This window comes from Rhodoglobus aureus (genome assembly GCF_039527955.1).
In the GTDB taxonomy this organism is placed as follows: domain Bacteria; phylum Actinomycetota; class Actinomycetes; order Actinomycetales; family Microbacteriaceae; genus Rhodoglobus; species Rhodoglobus aureus.
The window spans coordinates 1-15,865 of sequence record NZ_BAAAKW010000066.1 but is presented as its reverse complement, the minus strand read 5'-3'; the positions used below and the strand labels follow the sequence as shown (position 1 = coordinate 15,865).

17 protein-coding genes are annotated in these 15,865 nt (G+C 59.4%); 16 read left to right on the top strand and 1 reads right to left on the bottom strand.

The genetic code is table 11. From position 1 onward, the window contains the following. Nucleotides 1-183: 183 nt before the first annotated feature. The 15 genes from ABD112_RS13100 to ABD112_RS13030 all read left to right on the top strand — a co-directional run bounded on the left by ABD112_RS13100 (nucleotide 184) and on the right by ABD112_RS13030 (nucleotide 15,068). Nucleotides 184-2,406, top strand: coding sequence for a DNA polymerase III subunit gamma and tau (locus tag ABD112_RS13100; RefSeq protein ID WP_343926541.1), 2,223 nt, complete (start codon nucleotides 184-186; stop codon nucleotides 2,404-2,406). 3 nt (nucleotides 2,407-2,409) lie between these two features. Next, a complete protein-coding gene (gene recR, locus ABD112_RS13095; protein ID WP_009774000.1) occupies nucleotides 2,410-3,009 on the top strand; it encodes a recombination mediator RecR in 600 nt (199 codons plus the stop codon). 93 nt (nucleotides 3,010-3,102) lie between these two features. Further along, complete coding sequence (locus ABD112_RS13090) at nucleotides 3,103-4,368, top strand: aspartate kinase (protein WP_343926538.1); 1,266 nt, start codon at nucleotides 3,103-3,105, stop codon at nucleotides 4,366-4,368. Between the two features lie 63 nt (nucleotides 4,369-4,431). Further along, nucleotides 4,432-5,496, top strand: coding sequence for an aspartate-semialdehyde dehydrogenase (locus ABD112_RS13085; protein WP_343926537.1), 1,065 nt, complete (start codon nucleotides 4,432-4,434; stop codon nucleotides 5,494-5,496). 40 nt (nucleotides 5,497-5,536) lie between these two features. Then, complete coding sequence (locus tag ABD112_RS13080; protein WP_343926535.1) at nucleotides 5,537-6,211, top strand: SGNH/GDSL hydrolase family protein; 675 nt, start codon at nucleotides 5,537-5,539, stop codon at nucleotides 6,209-6,211. Between the two features lie 59 nt (nucleotides 6,212-6,270). Continuing rightward, the gene (locus ABD112_RS13075) at nucleotides 6,271-6,996 is read left to right on the top strand and encodes an SGNH/GDSL hydrolase family protein (protein WP_343926534.1); all 726 of its coding nucleotides are present in this window, start codon (nucleotides 6,271-6,273) and stop codon (nucleotides 6,994-6,996) included. Between the two features lie 20 nt (nucleotides 6,997-7,016). Then, nucleotides 7,017-8,492 (top strand): malate:quinone oxidoreductase, encoded by a 1,476-nt coding sequence (locus ABD112_RS13070; protein WP_343926532.1) that lies wholly within the window; start codon nucleotides 7,017-7,019, stop codon nucleotides 8,490-8,492. 125 nt (nucleotides 8,493-8,617) lie between these two features. Continuing rightward, on the top strand, nucleotides 8,618-9,838 hold the full coding sequence (locus ABD112_RS13065; RefSeq protein ID WP_343926531.1) for a sensor histidine kinase: 1,221 nt from the start codon (nucleotides 8,618-8,620) through the stop codon (nucleotides 9,836-9,838). Continuing rightward, entirely contained in the window at nucleotides 9,835-11,058 is a 1,224-nt protein-coding gene (locus tag ABD112_RS13060) for a hypothetical protein (RefSeq protein WP_343926530.1), read from the top strand. The genes ABD112_RS13065 and ABD112_RS13060 overlap by 4 nt, the downstream gene beginning before the upstream one ends. Next, nucleotides 11,045-11,728 carry a response regulator transcription factor gene (locus tag ABD112_RS13055; RefSeq protein WP_343926529.1) on the top strand — a complete coding sequence of 228 codons (684 nt, stop codon included), beginning with the start codon at nucleotides 11,045-11,047 and terminating at the stop codon, nucleotides 11,726-11,728. Before ABD112_RS13060 ends, ABD112_RS13055 begins: the two co-directional genes overlap by 14 nt. Next, on the top strand, nucleotides 11,728-12,393 hold the full coding sequence (locus ABD112_RS13050; protein WP_343926527.1) for a thymidine kinase: 666 nt from the start codon (nucleotides 11,728-11,730) through the stop codon (nucleotides 12,391-12,393). Before ABD112_RS13055 ends, ABD112_RS13050 begins: the two co-directional genes overlap by 1 nt. Nucleotides 12,394-12,521: 128 nt before the next feature. Then, nucleotides 12,522-12,767 carry an SHOCT domain-containing protein gene (locus ABD112_RS13045; protein ID WP_343926525.1) on the top strand — a complete coding sequence of 82 codons (246 nt, stop codon included), beginning with the start codon at nucleotides 12,522-12,524 and terminating at the stop codon, nucleotides 12,765-12,767. Further along, on the top strand, nucleotides 12,767-14,224 hold the full coding sequence (locus tag ABD112_RS13040) for a multicopper oxidase family protein (protein WP_343926523.1): 1,458 nt from the start codon (nucleotides 12,767-12,769) through the stop codon (nucleotides 14,222-14,224). The genes ABD112_RS13045 and ABD112_RS13040 overlap by 1 nt, the downstream gene beginning before the upstream one ends. A 14-nt stretch (nucleotides 14,225-14,238) precedes the next feature. Continuing rightward, the gene (locus tag ABD112_RS13035; protein WP_343926521.1) at nucleotides 14,239-14,646 is read left to right on the top strand and encodes a DUF302 domain-containing protein; all 408 of its coding nucleotides are present in this window, start codon (nucleotides 14,239-14,241) and stop codon (nucleotides 14,644-14,646) included. Nucleotides 14,647-14,819: 173 nt separating this feature from the next. Further along, on the top strand, nucleotides 14,820-15,068 hold the full coding sequence (locus ABD112_RS13030; RefSeq protein ID WP_343926518.1) for an SHOCT domain-containing protein: 249 nt from the start codon (nucleotides 14,820-14,822) through the stop codon (nucleotides 15,066-15,068). 47 nt (nucleotides 15,069-15,115) lie between these two features. On the opposite strand, the gene ABD112_RS13025 is transcribed toward ABD112_RS13030, so the two are convergent. Continuing rightward, entirely contained in the window at nucleotides 15,116-15,430 is a 315-nt protein-coding gene (locus tag ABD112_RS13025) for a heavy-metal-associated domain-containing protein (protein ID WP_343926517.1), read from the bottom strand. 249 nt (nucleotides 15,431-15,679) lie between these two features. Here ABD112_RS13025 and ABD112_RS13020 point away from each other — a divergent pair. Then, a partial coding sequence (locus ABD112_RS13020; RefSeq protein ID WP_343926515.1) for a helix-turn-helix domain-containing protein occupies nucleotides 15,680-15,865 on the top strand: 186 nt, incomplete at its 3' end.

Here is a 15,865-nt window from a genome sequence, read left to right as displayed (position 1 = left end):
TGTTCGGGGAATACTGCCACGGATCAGGTGTGGCTGGTCGGCAACCAACCGACTAAAGATGATTCGGAACGCGTGCCGTACCGGATTGCCCAACGTCGCAGAAACGTTTCAGCCGCCCCGTTTTGGCTGCCTGTTCGCTCAGCGCGCGTTGGGATCGTCAGCGGGCACGACTACGCTAGGGGCGTGGTTGCTGCTCTATATCGCCGATACCGGCCAGAGACATTTGCTGAACTCATCGGCCAGTCTCAAGTGACCGATCCGCTGCGCACAGCATTGCGCACCGACCGCGTGAATCACGCCTATTTGTTCAGCGGTCCGCGTGGCTGTGGCAAGACGACATCCGCCCGTATTCTTGCTCGCTGCCTCAACTGTGTTGAGGGTCCAACCGACACCCCCTGTGGGGTGTGCCCGTCGTGTGTGGAGCTTTCCCGCGATGGTGGCGGATCGTTGGATGTCGTCGAAATTGATGCTGCGAGCCACAACGGTGTTGATGATGCCCGCGACCTGCGCGAGCGTGCCGTGTTTGCACCAGCCCGCGACCGTTTCAAGATTTTCATTCTCGATGAAGCGCACATGGTCACCCCTCAGGGCTTCAACGCGATGCTCAAGATTGTTGAAGAACCGCCTGAGCACGTGAAGTTCATCTTCGCGACCACCGAGCCAGACAAGGTGATTGGCACGATTCGTTCGCGCACCCACCACTACCCCTTCCGCTTGGTTCCTCCCGCCCAGATGCTCGACTACGTTCAGCAATTGTCCGAGAGCGAGAAGGTAGAAGTTGAGCCCGGGGTGCTCCCGCTCGTTGTGCGTGCCGGTGGCGGATCGGTGCGAGACACCCTCTCACTGCTTGACCAGCTGATCGCTGGCTCTGACACCGCCACTGTCGGCTACGAACGCGCTGTTGCCCTGCTCGGGTACACGCACGCCGAATTGCTCGATGAAGTAATCGACGCCCTGGGTTCGGGTGATGCGGCTGCCGCATTCTCCTCAGTTGATCGAGTTATTCAGACCGGTCAAGACCCGCGACGCTTCGTTGAAGATCTTCTCGAGCGGATGCGCGACCTCATTGTCGTTGCGGCCACCGCCGACCACGCGGCATCCGTTCTGCGCGGCATCCCTCAAGACCAGCTTGAGCGCATGGCGCAGCAAGCGCAGACGCTCGGTGCCGCCGAACTTTCGCGTGCTGCCGACGTCATCAATGCGGCACTCTCGGAGATGACAGGGGCCACCTCACCGCGACTGCACCTCGAGCTAATGATTGCGCGCATTCTGGTTCCCGCAAGCGACAACACCCAGCGCGGTGCACTCGCTCGCGTCGAACGACTCGAACGTCGTATCGGCATCGAAGGCGACGGGTCATTGCCGGCGGTCGAGGCGGCAGCACCGGCGACCGCACGAGCCGCAGCCCCCGTCGCTGCAGCGGCGCCACCGGCTGCTGCTCCGGCAGGATCCTCTCAGGCCGCCCACGACGGGTCGACGCCAGCTGCGTCTGCAGCCCCGTCTTCCGCAGCGGCACCGGCATCCGCCGCATCCGGCGCTGTGTTGTCTACGCCCGCCGCAGCACCGCGCACAACACCCGTATCGATTCAGCAGATCAAAGATTCGTGGCCCGAAATTCTTGATGTTGTCGAAAAGCTCAAGCGCACCGCCTGGATGGTTGTCTTCACGGCCAAGCCCCTTGAATTGCGCGACAAGACCTTGGTGCTTTCCTTCCCGAGCGAACGTGATGTGGAGGCGCTCAAGCAGCGTAGTGCCCCCGGCGAAGGCGTCGGCGACTACCTCAAAAAAGCATTCGTGCACGTGCTCGGCTTCGAGCCAGCATTGTCGGCGAAAGTAGAAGGAACAGCTGCGGCGCCGCCCGCGGCTGCACCTCAGTCGTCACCGGATGATTCCGCATCCACACCAGAACCATCGCGCTCTCAGGAGCCTGCACAGCAGAGTTCTGCGCCGCAGACGCCTGCCCCGCAAACTTCTGCATCACAGCCACGTTCTTCGCAATCGGTACCGCCTGCTGCCGACGAGGGGCCCGAACCGGAGGAACCTGCTCCGGCCGAGGATCGCGAGCCCGGCGGATGGGCAGTAGCTGCCATTCCCGAATCCGAGCCAGAACCCGACGTTGATCCGTCGATGTCGCGCAGTGGTGCGGCTGCAGCCTCGAGCGCAGCTAAGCAGGAACAGACGGCAGCGCAGCACAAGAAAGCGAAACAGCCGTCGGTACCTGCCTCGACGCCCGAAGCAGCATCCGGACCACCAGCGGAGGCAGCACGGCCATCACTGTCCGCTGCGGCCGCGCAGATCGACCGCTCTCGTTATGGAGAGTCGGTTGTGCGTGAACTATTGAACGCCACCTTCATCGAAGAGCAGCAGGTTGCTCCGCGAGTGACCCCCCAGCCGAGAGACGAGTAAGCCGTGTACGACGGAATTGTTCAAGAGCTGATCGATGAACTCGGTCGGCTTCCCGGCATCGGCCCTAAGTCTGCCCAGCGCATCGCGTTCCACATTCTGCAGACCGAGAGCTTTGACGTGCGTCGGCTGGCAGAACTGCTCAACGACATCCGCGACAAGGTTCACTTCTGTGCCATCTGCGGCAACGTGACCGAGCACGAAACCTGCTCCATTTGCCGCGACCCGCGCCGGTCACCCGCCTCCATTTGTGTGGTTGAAGAAGCCAAAGACGTCGTTGCCATCGAACGCACCCGCGAATTTTCTGGGCTGTATCATGTACTCGGTGGAGCTATCAGCCCCATCGACGGAATCGGCCCCGACCAGTTGCGCATCAAGCAACTATTGGGCCGGTTGGCTGACGGTGTCGTCACAGAAGTCATCATCGCGACCGACCCCAATCTCGAAGGTGAAGCAACCGCGACCTATCTGACGCGGCTTCTGGTTCAGCCCAACCTTCGAATTTCGCGCCTCGCATCGGGGCTTCCGGTCGGCGGAGATTTGGAATACGCCGACGAGGTCACGCTTGGGCGGGCCTTCGAAGGCCGCAGGACCGTCGACCACTAGCACTGCCCGTAACGAACTCGGCGGGGAGTGCACGCACCGTTAGACTCGCACTTTGGGCAGCACTTGCCCGCTAAAACCCGCTTCAGGAGAACAATGAGCCTCATCGTTCAGAAGTTCGGTGGCTCATCCGTTGCCGACGCTGAGAGTATCAAGCGCGTCGCCAAGCGCATCGTCGAAACCCGCAAAGCCGGAAACGACGTCGTCGTTGTGGTGTCTGCCATGGGCGATACCACCGATGAACTATTCGATCTCGCCGAGCAAGTCGTGCCGATTCCGACCGGCCGCGAACTCGACATGTTGCTCACTGCGGGCGAACGAATTTCGATGGCACTCCTTGCCATGGCGATCAAAAGTTTCGGCGTTGACGCCCGCAGCTACACAGGTAGCCAAGCCGGTATGGTCACGGATGCCCAGCACGGTGCCGCACGCATCGTCGAGGTTTCCCCTCGCCGGGTTCAAGAAGCTCTCGATGATGGCGCAGTCGCGATCGTTGCCGGCTTCCAAGGCTTCAACCGCGGAACTGGGGACATCACGACTCTCGGTCGCGGTGGCTCAGACACCACAGCGGTCGCACTCGCGGCTGCGCTTGGCGCCGAGAGTTGCGAAATCTACACCGACGTCGATGGCGTGTTCACGGCCGACCCCCGCATCGTGAAGTCGGCACGCAAGGTCAACGTCGTCACGTGCGAAGAAATGTTGGAGCTCGCAGCAGCTGGCGCAAAAGTACTCGATGTGCGCGCGGTTGAATACGCGCGCAGGCATGGGGTAACAATTCACGTGCGTTCGTCGTTCAACAACAACACGGGCACGTTAGTGGTCAATCCGAAGGATGGAGAGAGCGTGGAAGAAGCAATCATCACAGGTGTTGCCTCCGATCTGAGCGAAGCAAAGATCACGGTAGTTGGGGTTCCCGACGTGCCAGGTAAGGCCGCGCAGATCTTCACGATTGTGGCCTCGGCAGACGCCAACATCGACATGATCGTTCAGAACGTTTCTCTGGCATCCACTGGTCGTACCGATATCTCCTTCACTTTGAAGAAGTCGGATGCCGAAGACGTGCTGCGTGCACTGACCTTTCACCAAGACGAAGTTGGCTTCGAGTCGCTGCAGCACGATGACCAGATTGGAAAGCTCTCGGTCGTCGGTGGCGGAATGCGCACGAACGCTGGCGTTTCGGCACGACTTTTCACTGCTCTCTTCGAGGCCGGAATCAACATGGAGATGATCTCCACCAGTGAGATTCGTATCTCAGTTGTCACCCGTGCCGATACGGTTGCAGAAGCGGTGCGGGTCGTTCACACCGCGTTTGGGCTTGATGGCGACGAAGACGCAGTTGTTCACGCAGGTACCGGTCGCTAGTCGGCCACATTTGTTCACGGTTCGCGACGTTCGTTGCGAGCACATAGGTAGGTAGAGGGTCTCATGGGTAACGCGGGCATCCGTATTGGTGTTGTTGGTGCAACAGGTCAGGTTGGCGTTGTTGTGCGTCGTCTTCTTGAGGAGCGCGATTTTCCGGTAGCAGAGATTCGTTTCTTCGCATCGGCACGCAGTGCTGGCACGACTTTGCCATTCAAGGGTGAGCAGATCACTGTTGAAGATGCATCGATTGCTGACCCCAGCGGGCTTGACATTGCGATTTTCTCGGCTGGTGCGACCACTTCTTTGGCTCAGGCGCCCCGTTTTGCTGCTGCTGGCGTCACCGTGATCGATAACTCTTCGGGCTGGCGCATGGACCCTGAGGTCCCGTTGGTTGTTAGCGAGGTGAACCCGCACGCAATCGATCAGGCTGTGAAGGGCATCATCGCGAACCCGAACTGCACCACCATGGCCGCAATGCCGGTGTTGAAGGTTCTGGATGCCGAAGCCGGCCTCGAGCGCCTGATTGTGAGCACCTACCAGGCCGTATCGGGTGCAGGCCTTGCTGGTGGCGAGGAGCTGCTTGAGCAGGCTGCTGCCGCTGTGGCGCAGAACACGATCGGACTTGTTGAGGATGGTGCTGCGGTCACGATGCCGGCACCAAACAAGTTCCCCAAGAACATTGCGTTCAATGTGGTGCCGCTTGCGGGCAGCATTATCGATGACGGTCTGTATGAGACTGATGAAGAGAAGAAGCTGCGCAACGAGAGCCGGAAGATTCTGGAGCTGCCCAACCTTCTTGTCAGCGGCACCTGCGTGCGCGTTCCCGTCTTTACGGGGCATTCGCTGTCGATCAACGCAGAATTTGCCAAGCCTGTGAGCCCTGAGCGCGCTATGGAACTGCTGGGGGATGCCCCTGGCGTCAGCCTCAGCGACATTCCCACGCCGCTCGATGCTGCCGGCGCCGACGCCAGTTTTGTTGGTCGTATCCGTGCGGACGAGGGTGTACCGAACGGTCGCGGCCTCGCGCTGTTCATCAGCAACGACAACCTGCGCAAGGGTGCTGCACTCAACGCGGTGCAGATCGCAGAGCTCGTCGCAGCGAAGATCACAGCAAAGGTTTCGGCTTAACGGGAGTCATCCCACTTCGTAGCCGCACCGAATTCCCGATATGAAATTCGACTCCGCAGCTCGCACGATCATGGCAGCAGTGATGGTTGCGGCGACGCTTGGTCTGTCCGCGTGCACCGCTAGCGCTGCGGCCGTGGATGACCGTGCCCCCGGTGAGCTTCGGGTCGCTTTCTACGGTGACTCGTATACGTATGGCACGGGCGCGTCCGCTGAAGAAAAGCGATGGTCGACGGTCCTCAGCGAACAGCATGGCTGGAGCGAGTTCAATCCGAGCGTGAGTGGTTTAGGTTTCATGAGAAACCGGACGGCTTTCGGGGAAGGGGATCTCCCCAGTTTCATCATTTCCGACAATCCCGATGTCGTAATCGTCACGATGGGACTTAACGACAACTTCACGTTCGGTACCTACGCAGACGAACTTCCCGGCCAGATATTGAGCGATTTTGACCGACTGGCGACAGCGCTTCCGGATGCCCAGCTCATTGTCGTTGAGCCCTTCTGGTACAAGGCTGAGCGTCCTGCCTCGGTTGACGTGATCATTTCCTGGGTGCGTGATGCTGCGGCAGAAGTCGGTGCCGATTACCTTCCAGGTGCGTCGTACTGGCTCGCGGGGGATCCAGGGTGGATAGCCAGTGACAATCTTCACCCCAATGATGCCGGTCACGCCGCGATTGCATCTCAAATGGATCAGGCTCTTCGCAAACTTGGGCTCTAACAGACGGCTGAGGTGAAGTCGTGAGCGCGAGTCGTGAGTGCGAGTCGTGAGGAGGGGTCGTGAAAGAACCCGTCGACAGCAATCGTTCGCACCGCCCGCACCGAACCCTGTATATGAAGTTCGATTCTGTAGCCCGCACCATCGCCGCGACCGTAGTCGTTGCGGCGACCCTCGGCGTGTCCGCGTGCAGCACTGCAACGCCGACAGCTGTCCGTGACCCTGGTGCCACGCGTGTCGCCTTCTACGGTGATTCGTACACGCTCGGCACGGGCGCGTCGTCGGCCGATAACCGCTGGTCGACGGTGGTTTGCGAGCAGCGAGGGTGGAGCGAATTCAACCCGAGCGTGAACGGTCTCGGTTTCATTAACAATCGCAGCGCGTTCGGCGACGGCGATCTGCCAAGCTTGGTCATCGCGGATGATCCCGACATCGTGTTCGTCACAATGGGTCTCAACGACAACTTCAGTTTCAGCTCACGGTCCGACGACATCCGCACACAAATCACTGACGACTTTGACCGGCTAACGACGGCGCTTCCGGATGCCCGTTTCATTGTTGTTGAGCCGTTCTGGTACACGGATGAGCGCCCCGCCTCGGTAGAAACGATCATTGGCTGGGTTCAGGAAGCGGCGACCGGCATCGGTGCGGACTACATCCCGGGTGCCTCGCACTGGATCGAAGGTCACCCCGAATGGATGGCCAGTGACGGGCTGCACCCCAACGATGACGGTTACGCCGAGATGGCGACTCAGATGGATCAGGCTCTTCGCACTTTAGGTCTCTAACAGGCGGCTAAAGTGGTGTTGTGAATAAAACCGTCGACGTCGCGCTTATCGGCGGCGGAATCATGAGTGCCACCCTGGGAACGCTGCTCAAGAAGTTGCAGCCCGACTGGGATATCGAGATTTTCGAACGTTTGGGCGACCTTGCTCAAGAGAGTTCGAACCCTTGGAACAATGCTGGCACCGGGCATTCCGCGCTGTGCGAGCTCAATTACACCCCGCAGAAGAGCGATGGCTCGATCGAGATTTCGAGCGCGGTGAAGGTCAACGAGCAGTTCCAGGTGTCACGCCAATTCTGGTCTCACCTCGTCGGTGATGGTTCGCTGCCCGAACCCAGCTCATTCATTAACCCCACCCCGCACATGAGTTTCGTGTGGGGCGAGACCAACGTTGAATACCTGCGCAAGCGTTTCGAGGCACTCAAAGACCACCCGCTCTTTGCTGGCATGCAGTACAGCGAAGACCCCGTAGTCATTCACGGTTGGGCGCCGCTCATGATGCCGGGCCGCCGCAAGTCGGAGCCGGTTGCTGCTACTTACATCCCTTCGGGAACGGATGTCGACTTCGGTGCCCTGTCGCACCACATGGTTGACACTCTTGTCGAGTCCGGCGCGCAGCTCAACACCGGCATCCGGGTGACGAATCTCACGAAGCAGCGCGATGGTTTGTGGAAGATCAAGCTTCGCCACGACGTTGGGGAAACCCCAGTAGAGCCCGTTACCGCTCGTTTCGTGTTCGTTGGTGCGGGTGGTTACGCCCTCAACTTGCTGCAGAAGTCGGGCATCAAGGAGATCCGGGGCTTTGGCGGCTTCCCTGTCAGTGGCGAGTTCTTGCGCACCGACAACCCCGAGGTTGTTGCTGCACACAGCGCCAAGGTCTACGGCAAGGCTGCGGTGGGCTCGCCTCCCATGTCGGTTCCTCACCTCGATCTCCGCGTGGTCGACGGCCAGGGCAGCCTCATGTTCGGTCCGTACGCCGGATTCAGCCCCAAGTTCTTGAAAACAGGCTCAGTGCTCGATCTGTTTGCGTCGATTCGGTGGCACAACCTGCTCCCGATGATCGCGGCGGGCGTTAGCAATCTTTCACTCGTGAAGTACCTCATCGGTCAGCTCATGGCGAGTCGAGAGACGAAGTTCGCGGAGCTCAAGAACTTTGTTCCTAACGCGAAGCCAGAAGACTGGTACCGCATTACTGCTGGTCAGCGCGTGCAGGTCATGAAGAAACACCCGAAGAAGATCGGTGTCTTGCAGTTTGGTACGGAGGTGGTGTCGTCGGCTGATGGCAGCATCGCTGGTCTTCTTGGTGCATCGCCTGGGGCATCCACTGCTGTTCCGATCATGTTGGGTCTGGTCGAGAAGTGCTTCCCTGAGCGCATGGATGAGTGGCGTCCGAAGATCGAGAAGATGATCCCGAGCTTCGGCCAACAGCTTTCTGATTCGCCGCAACTTGCTCACGATACGCTTGAACGCACGGCGAAGGCTCTGAACATTCACCCTTAGCGAGCTTCTCCGCGCCGAGGCGTGAGATCCTCGTCCCGCGTGTACCCCGAGAACGGGGTACGTGACGTACCCCGAATTCTGGCATACTGTGACTGTTGCAGCAGCATGGTGAAGGGGGTGGGTGCATGTCTATAGGCTTGCCTGCGCACCTGCGCCAAGAGAGCGTGAGAAGGGCGTTCGCACGCACCGCGAATACCGTCGCCTTTGTCTGTTTGTCGCTCGCTTCTGTCGCAGTACTCAGCATTTATGGCAGCGACAGTACTGTCTCGTTGGGGCCTGCTGCGCTGGCGCTCCTCCCTCTGCTCGTCACGGCGTGGCTGGTTAACCGCAACCGCACGACGTTTTTCTCGATCGCTCACATTCTGATCGGTGGTCCGGCCGTTTATTGGTTCGCCCTGACCGTTATCTCGCAGCTCGTTCCGCTGGGTGACGCGGGCAACTATCTGCTCGACTTGCCTCAAGTCGCGCTCATGCTGATCGGAGGCTCAGGGCTGACGATTGTGTCAGCAATCGTGTGGTGCACAATTGGCCTCGTCGTCGCAGAGCTAGCGGTCTCCCTTGCTGCGTGGCAGCTGCTGGGTACTGTGACCGTCGATCCAACCGTGCCGTGGATCTACTTCGCAGTCGTCGCGGTGCTGATCATGCTTCGATTCAGCCAGAGTGGCGTGCGTCGCGTTCAATCCAGTCTGCATCGGGCGGCTAGAGATGACGACATGGCGTCGTTGCGCTACGGAATTGAGGCAACTTCTGCCGCGGTAGTGCATGACACGGTGCTCGGGCACCTCGCCGCGATCGCCAATGCACCGTTCGGTGGGATTAGACCGCAATTGCAGATTCAGATCGCCCGCGACCTAGAAGTTCTCGTCGGCGAAGAGTGGCTGTCGGAGTCAGTTCCTGGTGATCACGACACCGCGCGCGCTGATTGGCAGAGCAGCGAGTTGCTCGTGGCAGTCACGGAAGCGCGCGAGCTGGGTCTTGAGGTTGAGGTTACCGGCGATGTGACCGCCCTATCGCTTCTTGACGCACGTGGTTCTTCTGCCCTCGGCCCCGCGGTTAAACAGTGCCTCGTTAATGTAATCAAGCACTCTGGCATCCTGCAGGCTGAGGTGGCGATCTTCGCCTCGCCAGATGAAGTTAGTGTGCTGGTTGTGGATGCTGGCAGAGGCTTTGAAGAAGCGGAGACAGGTGACGATCGTCTCGGGTTGCGGCAGTCAGTGCGCCGCCGCATCGAACTTGTTTCGGGCACCGTTCAGGTGTGGTCGACTCCGGGCCTGGGTACCTCGGTCATGATTCGAGTGCCCACAGGAGAGGGCGCCCCAGTTGCCTCACAGTGCGTGACAAAATGAGCGCGAACACTGTCCCGACGCAGATAACGCCAGCAGCGTCGGCACCGACAGGGTCTACTCCCGTGGCGATTCAGCAGCTTGATCCGCTCGGCACTCTTGATGGGCGCCCCATCAGCGTGATTGCCGGCATTGCGATTCTGGCCTTCAGCTCCATTATGTCCTGGCTTAATATGGATGAGATCGCGTATCCACTTCTCACTAGTTTGGCACTGCTCGCCGTGGTATTCGCATCACTAGTACTCGTGCTGGGAACGAGCCCTTTGCGGGCACCGTTCACAGGCGCGATGCATGCTATCGGGGTCGGGTCATCCCTCATCGCTTTTGCTCTGAGCTCGGCGTCGCTGGGTGATTCGGCTGCGATCATCACGGCGTCTTGGGGCCCACTCGTTGTCGGCACGACGTGTATGGCGCTTGCGCCCTATCGCCCCGTGCGCGAGCTTGTCGGCGTGGGGATTGTGGCGTCGATCTTCACCGGGTTCATCGCCTTGGTTCGATCCGCAGAATCGACGACGGATGCGAGCCCGATGATAGTGATCCTATTTTCGATCACACCAGTTCTCACGATGTCACTCGGTGGTGCTGCTTTCGCTCGTTCGCTTGCGCAGAGCCATCAACACTGGGAGTCGCGAGCAATATATGGTGCGCGTCGTCAACGCGAACGCCAGCACGTGAGTGTTGCGCGTTCAGTGCAGCAGGACCGCGTGACAATCCTGAACCGCGACGTTGTGCCACTGTTTGCAGACCTCTCGAGGCGTGGAATTGTGTCGCCAGGCGACCGGGCGAAAGCAGCAGAGTATTCGGCATCTCTTCGAGACCTGATGGTCACCGAAGTCAATCGCAGCTGGCTTGAGTCGGTTGTTGCAAGTTCGTTCGGTGCGCTCGACGGCTTCAGCGACGGTGACAGCGCCAACGATCGTCGGGTTCGAGACCCGCATCGACTTGCCGGTGCGATGACGGACCATCAGCGCACGGCGTTGCGTGCGGCTGTACTCGCCGTCGCAACCGGGGATGAGCTTGATCGTGGCAGCGTGTGGCTCGCAATTGAAAAGACACCCTTGGGCGCGATGATCATTGTTCACGCAACGGTGACATCGTCCGAATCTTCGTGGCGGTCATCCCTCGCCCCCTATTTCGCGGTACTCCGCGTGGTATTTACTGGTCTTCAGGTTTCCTATCACTCACCTTCCCTCACTGTTAGGTTCACTTATGACACACCCTGATTCCCACCTCAGCGCACACCTCGGAGATCGTGCGCCGATACGACTCGCGATCTTGGACGATCACGAAGTGCTGCTCGACAGCCTCAACAGCTGGATCACCAACAACGCCCCAGACTTTGATGTCGTGCTCACCGCGAGCACTTGGCTTCAGCTGGTGCACAGCGACCGTTTCCCCACCGAGCTGGTCTTCTTGGACTTTCAGCTGAAGGAGCCGGTGTCGATTGAGGCCCGAGTGCGCACGTGTCGTGCTGCCGGCGCAAAGGTGATCGTGCTCTCGAGCCTTGACAGCAGGGAGGCTCGCGATCGAGCGAGCTCTGCTGGAGCAGCTGCCTTCCTCTCCAAGTCACTGCCCATGCAAGAAGTGATGGATGCGGCCAGACAAGTCATGGGCGTCGAAGCTGAAGGTGGTGCGCAGCTTGACTGGCGCCCGCTGCCTTCGGGGTCTGCCGACCAATCGAAACCTAAACTCAGTGCCGGTGAGGCGGATGCTCTAACGCTGTACGCTTCTGGACTAAGCACACCTCAGGTCGCTGAACGTATGAATGTGCAATACGAGACTGCGAAGACGTATCTTCGTAGGGTGCGGGAAAAGTACGCAAAGGCCAACCGGCCGGCGAGCAAAAAGGCTGACTTGATTCGTCGGGCCGCTGAGGATGGATTTCTACGCTGATGAGCAAACTGTATTTCCGTTACGGCGCCATGAACAGTGGCAAGAGCACTGCTCTGTTGCAGGCGGCATTCAACTATGAAGAGCGCGACCAGCAGGTTCTGCTCGCCAAGCCCCACATCGATACCAAGGGCGACAACGCCATAATTTCTCGCCTCGGTGTCACCCGCCAAGTGGATTTCATTATCTCGCCGACCGATGATGTCTACGAAGTGTTTGCGCGCGAACGCGCTCGAGTCTTTGAGAAGACTGGGTTGCCCGTGAGTTGTCTGCTCGTGGATGAGGCACAGTTCTTTAGCGAAGCGCAGGTGGATGATCTGCTGCGCATCGCCATTGTTGAGGGTGTTCCGGTGCTGGCGTACGGCATCCGCACCGACTTTCAGACGGTTGCCTTCCCGGGCAGCAGGCGGCTGCTTGAGATTGCTCACTCGCTCGAAGAGCTCAAGACGATTTGCCGTTGTGGCCGCAAAGCAGTCTTCAATGCGCGCACTGTGGGCGACGAGTTCGTTTTCGATGGCGACCAGGTCGCTATCGACGGTGCGGATGTCGGCTATCAGTCGCTCTGCGGCGCCTGCTACCTAGAGGAGAGCGGCGGCGTTCTCAATAGCGGATGGCGCCCCAAGATTGACTTTAGCTATGGAAGCGCCCCCGACTCCGACTTTGCATAGCTTCCGCTCGCGCCGGAACGCCGTTCCCGCTGGAAGGCCCCTCTGTCGAGCACACTAGCTTTCACAGTCAACGCAAATACCCGTAGGGGTATTGTGGGGTGTGTAGTTGCCACGTAGAGGAGTCAATCATGATGGACGGAATCTGGATGGGCGGCGGTTGGCTGTTCGGGCTGCTCGTGGCCGCAGGCGTAGTAGTGCTCATAATTCTCTTGGTGCGCATCGTCGGGGGCGGTGTGCAGCGTGAGGTCCGCGGAGAGCAGGATGCGCGTACCCCAAGCAGTGCACGCCAGCTTCTCGATGAGAGGTATGCCCGCGGTGAACTGACCACGGAGGAATACCAAGAACGAGTCCGCGTCTTGGACGACCGCACCTGATGCAACCCATCAGTCGACGGCACGCGCTGATCCTTGGAGGGTTGGGAACGGCCAGCGTTCTAGCCGGCGGCGCCGGGCTCTTCTGGTCAGCAAATAGTGGACTCGTTCCTGTGAAAGCTGAAGACTTCACCGAGCCGACAACGCTCCGCAGTGTCAACGGCGTGTTGGAGCTCAAGCTGACGGCCGCTGAAGCACCCACACAGATCGCAGGACGACAGGCAACCGCACTTACCTACAACGGTGGACTCCCCGGACCAACCTGGATCGTGCACCCGGGGGACCGAGTGAAGGTTTCTGTCGAAAACCAGCTGAACGAGCCGACCAATCTCCACGTTCACGGCTTGCATGTGTCCCCAAACGGCAATAGCGACAACGTGCTGGTATCAATCGATCCGGGAACGAGCTTCGACTACGAGTATCAGTTGCCAGAAGACCATCCGCCCGGTGTGTACTGGTACCACCCCCACCATCACGGCAACGTCGCCGCTCAAGTATTTGGGGGCATGTACGGCGCCATCATCGTGGAGGATCCGACACCGATCCCGGTCGTTCGCGAGCGACTTCTGGTGATTTCTGACATCAGCCTTGACTCATCCGGGGCGATCCCAGCAGCGGCACCGCGGGATCAAATGATGGGCCGGGAAGGCGACATGGTGCTTGTCAATGGTCAAGTGTCGCCGAGATTGGATGCCCGGCCGGGCGAGCGCGAACGCTGGCGCATTGTCAACGCGTGCTCGTCGCGGTATCTCCGACTCCAGCTTGACGGTCAAGAGCTGCAACTCTTAGGGATCGACTCTGGTCGATTTGAGCAGCCGCGCAACGTTACCGAAGTTACTCTCGCTCCCGGAAACCGGGCGGATCTCATTGTGACTGCGGTTGACGGGGCGACAACTCTTCAGACTCTCCCCGTTGACAGAGGAAGTGCGATGGGAATGATGGGTGGAGGAAGATTCTTCTCTACCACCACAGACCTAGCCACATTTGTTGTTGTCGGCGCAACCGCTGAGTCAGCTGACACCGTCCCGATCCAGCCGTCGCCTCGAGACCTGAGGAAGTCGACGGTCGATGGTCGACGCGAGCTAGTTTTCGCGATGGGGATGGGCGCCGGCGGAATGCGCATGGGCGGCAACATGATGGCTTTCACGATCGATGGAAAGCTGTTCGACTCAGACAGGGTCGACACGATCGTGCAGGGTGGCTCCATCGAAGAGTGGACCCTGACCAACACCAGTTCGATGGATCATCCGATGCACCTCCATGTCTGGCCAATGCAAATTGTTGAGCAAGACGGTGCGGCCGTGCAGGAGATTCTCTGGCAGGACGTCGTCAACGTGCCAGCAAACGACAGCGTTCGTGTGCGGATCCCGTTCGACGATTTCACCGGGACGACCGTGTACCACTGCCACATCCTTGACCACGAGGATGTGGGAATGATGGGAATCATCAACGCACGCTAAATAAGGAGAAAGTTATGAATTACGCACACACCATCACCAGCGCGCTGCCCTTTGAGGAAGCGGTCACCAAGGTGCGGGAGGAACTCGCGAGCCAGGGGTTTGGCGTTCTCACCGAGATCGACGTTCACGCAACGTTCACAACGAAGCTCGGCGACGAAAGTGCCAATGCTCTTGGGGACTATTTGATCCTGGGAGCGTGCAACCCTCGCCTTGCTGAACTAGCGCTCACTGCTGATCCAGACATGGGACTGCTGCTGCCGTGCAATGTTGTCATTCGACGGGACCCGTCGGCGACGGTGACGACCATTCAAGCGATTAACCCTCAGACGATGGTGCAATTGAGCAACTCCGACAAGATTCAGGATGTCGCTGATCAGGCCGATACGCACCTGCTTGCTGCGCTCTCAGCACTCAAAGCCTGAAATTAGCAGTCGGATCGTGAACGATGCATTCCTCCGGAGTGCGTCGTTCATTCCGCCGAGCAAACCGGTTCAGATCCGCGCTGCAGATCCGAACCACGATGTAAAAAGAGTTGCACCTGCGACAATGGGGTTTGACACTATCGAAGCACGATTCGAAGAAGGTGGAAATCGCAATGATGTATTGGGATGGGCACGATATCGGTGGTTGGGGAATCGCCATCATGGTGATCAGCATGACGTTGTTCTGGGGTGCAGTAATCCTTGGGATTGTGCTGCTCGCGCGCGGCGTCGGGAACAAGCCGCAGAATCGCGGCGAAGCTACGACGTTAGGGCGCGCTGAGAGCACCCTGGCTGAGCGATTTGCCCGTGGCGAAATTGAGGAAGTCGAATATCGCAATCGCCTCGCGACCCTGCGGGAGTAGCCGAGACTAGTACGAGCTGACTAAGGCCAAGCTACACCGGGCTCGATTCATGCCGGGGCTACTGTGTACCCTGCCTCTTCGACCGCGGTCGCGAACGATTCAGCGGCTAACGGTGTTTGGCTGGTTACAGTCACGCGACCGGAGTCGACATCGACGTGGACGTCTGAAACGCCAGGCAGCTTGACCAGCTCTTCAGTGACAGAACTTGCGCAATGTGCGCACGTCATTCCTGCGACTTGGTAGGTGGCTGTCTCGCCGGCAGGTGCTTGGGCGGCCGTTTTGCTGGGCGCCTGCGCGTCTGTTGAGCAGCATGAGCACGAATTCTCGCTAGGAGACAGGAGGTTCTTGTTGGAGTCAATCATCGTGGAATTCGCCTCTCGATTGGTTGTTAGCCGGCTTCCCGGCAAGCAGGGTGTATACCCCACCCGGGTATTCTATCCCGTCGCCACAAAAATAGCCCGAACCCACATTTCGTAGGTTCGAGCTATTCCGATGTCTTGCGACATCACATTGTCGGGGTAGCGGTGTTCTGGTGCAGGACATAGGAATAGGGTGTCGCAAGACATCGGAATACCCTGTCGCAGGTCATAGGCATACGCTCAGGCTGAGGCATGAGCAAACAGCGCCTCGTGATCACCGCCGTTCTTGCCGGTCAATCCCAGTCCAATGTCGCCCGCCGCTACGGCGTTTCGCAAGGGTGGATCTCGAAACTGATGACCCGCTGGCGCCTCGAGGGAGAGGCGGCATTCGAGCCGCGATCCCGCCGCCCTCAGACCAGCCCCACTGCAACACCAGCG

Bases quoted from the DNA above. Each gene is read 5' to 3' on its own strand.
- ABD112_RS13090 (WP_343926538.1), top strand. From the start codon at position 3,103: ATGAGCCTCATCGTTCAGAAGTTCGGTGGCTCATCCGTTGCCGACGCT.
- ABD112_RS13085 (WP_343926537.1), top strand. From the start codon at position 4,432: ATGGGTAACGCGGGCATCCGTATTGGTGTTGTTGGTGCAACAGGTCAG.
- ABD112_RS13080 (WP_343926535.1), top strand. From the start codon at position 5,537: ATGAAATTCGACTCCGCAGCTCGCACGATCATGGCAGCAGTGATGGTT.
- ABD112_RS13065 (WP_343926531.1), top strand. From the start codon at position 8,618: ATGTCTATAGGCTTGCCTGCGCACCTGCGCCAAGAGAGCGTGAGAAGG.
- ABD112_RS13060 (WP_343926530.1), top strand. From the start codon at position 9,835: ATGAGCGCGAACACTGTCCCGACGCAGATAACGCCAGCAGCGTCGGCA.
- ABD112_RS13055 (WP_343926529.1), top strand. From the start codon at position 11,045: ATGACACACCCTGATTCCCACCTCAGCGCACACCTCGGAGATCGTGCG.
- ABD112_RS13050 (WP_343926527.1), top strand. From the start codon at position 11,728: ATGAGCAAACTGTATTTCCGTTACGGCGCCATGAACAGTGGCAAGAGC.
- ABD112_RS13045 (WP_343926525.1), top strand. From the start codon at position 12,522: ATGATGGACGGAATCTGGATGGGCGGCGGTTGGCTGTTCGGGCTGCTC.
- ABD112_RS13040 (WP_343926523.1), top strand. From the start codon at position 12,767: ATGCAACCCATCAGTCGACGGCACGCGCTGATCCTTGGAGGGTTGGGA.
- ABD112_RS13035 (WP_343926521.1), top strand. From the start codon at position 14,239: ATGAATTACGCACACACCATCACCAGCGCGCTGCCCTTTGAGGAAGCG.
- ABD112_RS13030 (WP_343926518.1), top strand. From the start codon at position 14,820: ATGATGTATTGGGATGGGCACGATATCGGTGGTTGGGGAATCGCCATC.
- ABD112_RS13025 (WP_343926517.1), bottom strand. From the start codon at position 15,430: ATGATTGACTCCAACAAGAACCTCCTGTCTCCTAGCGAGAATTCGTGC.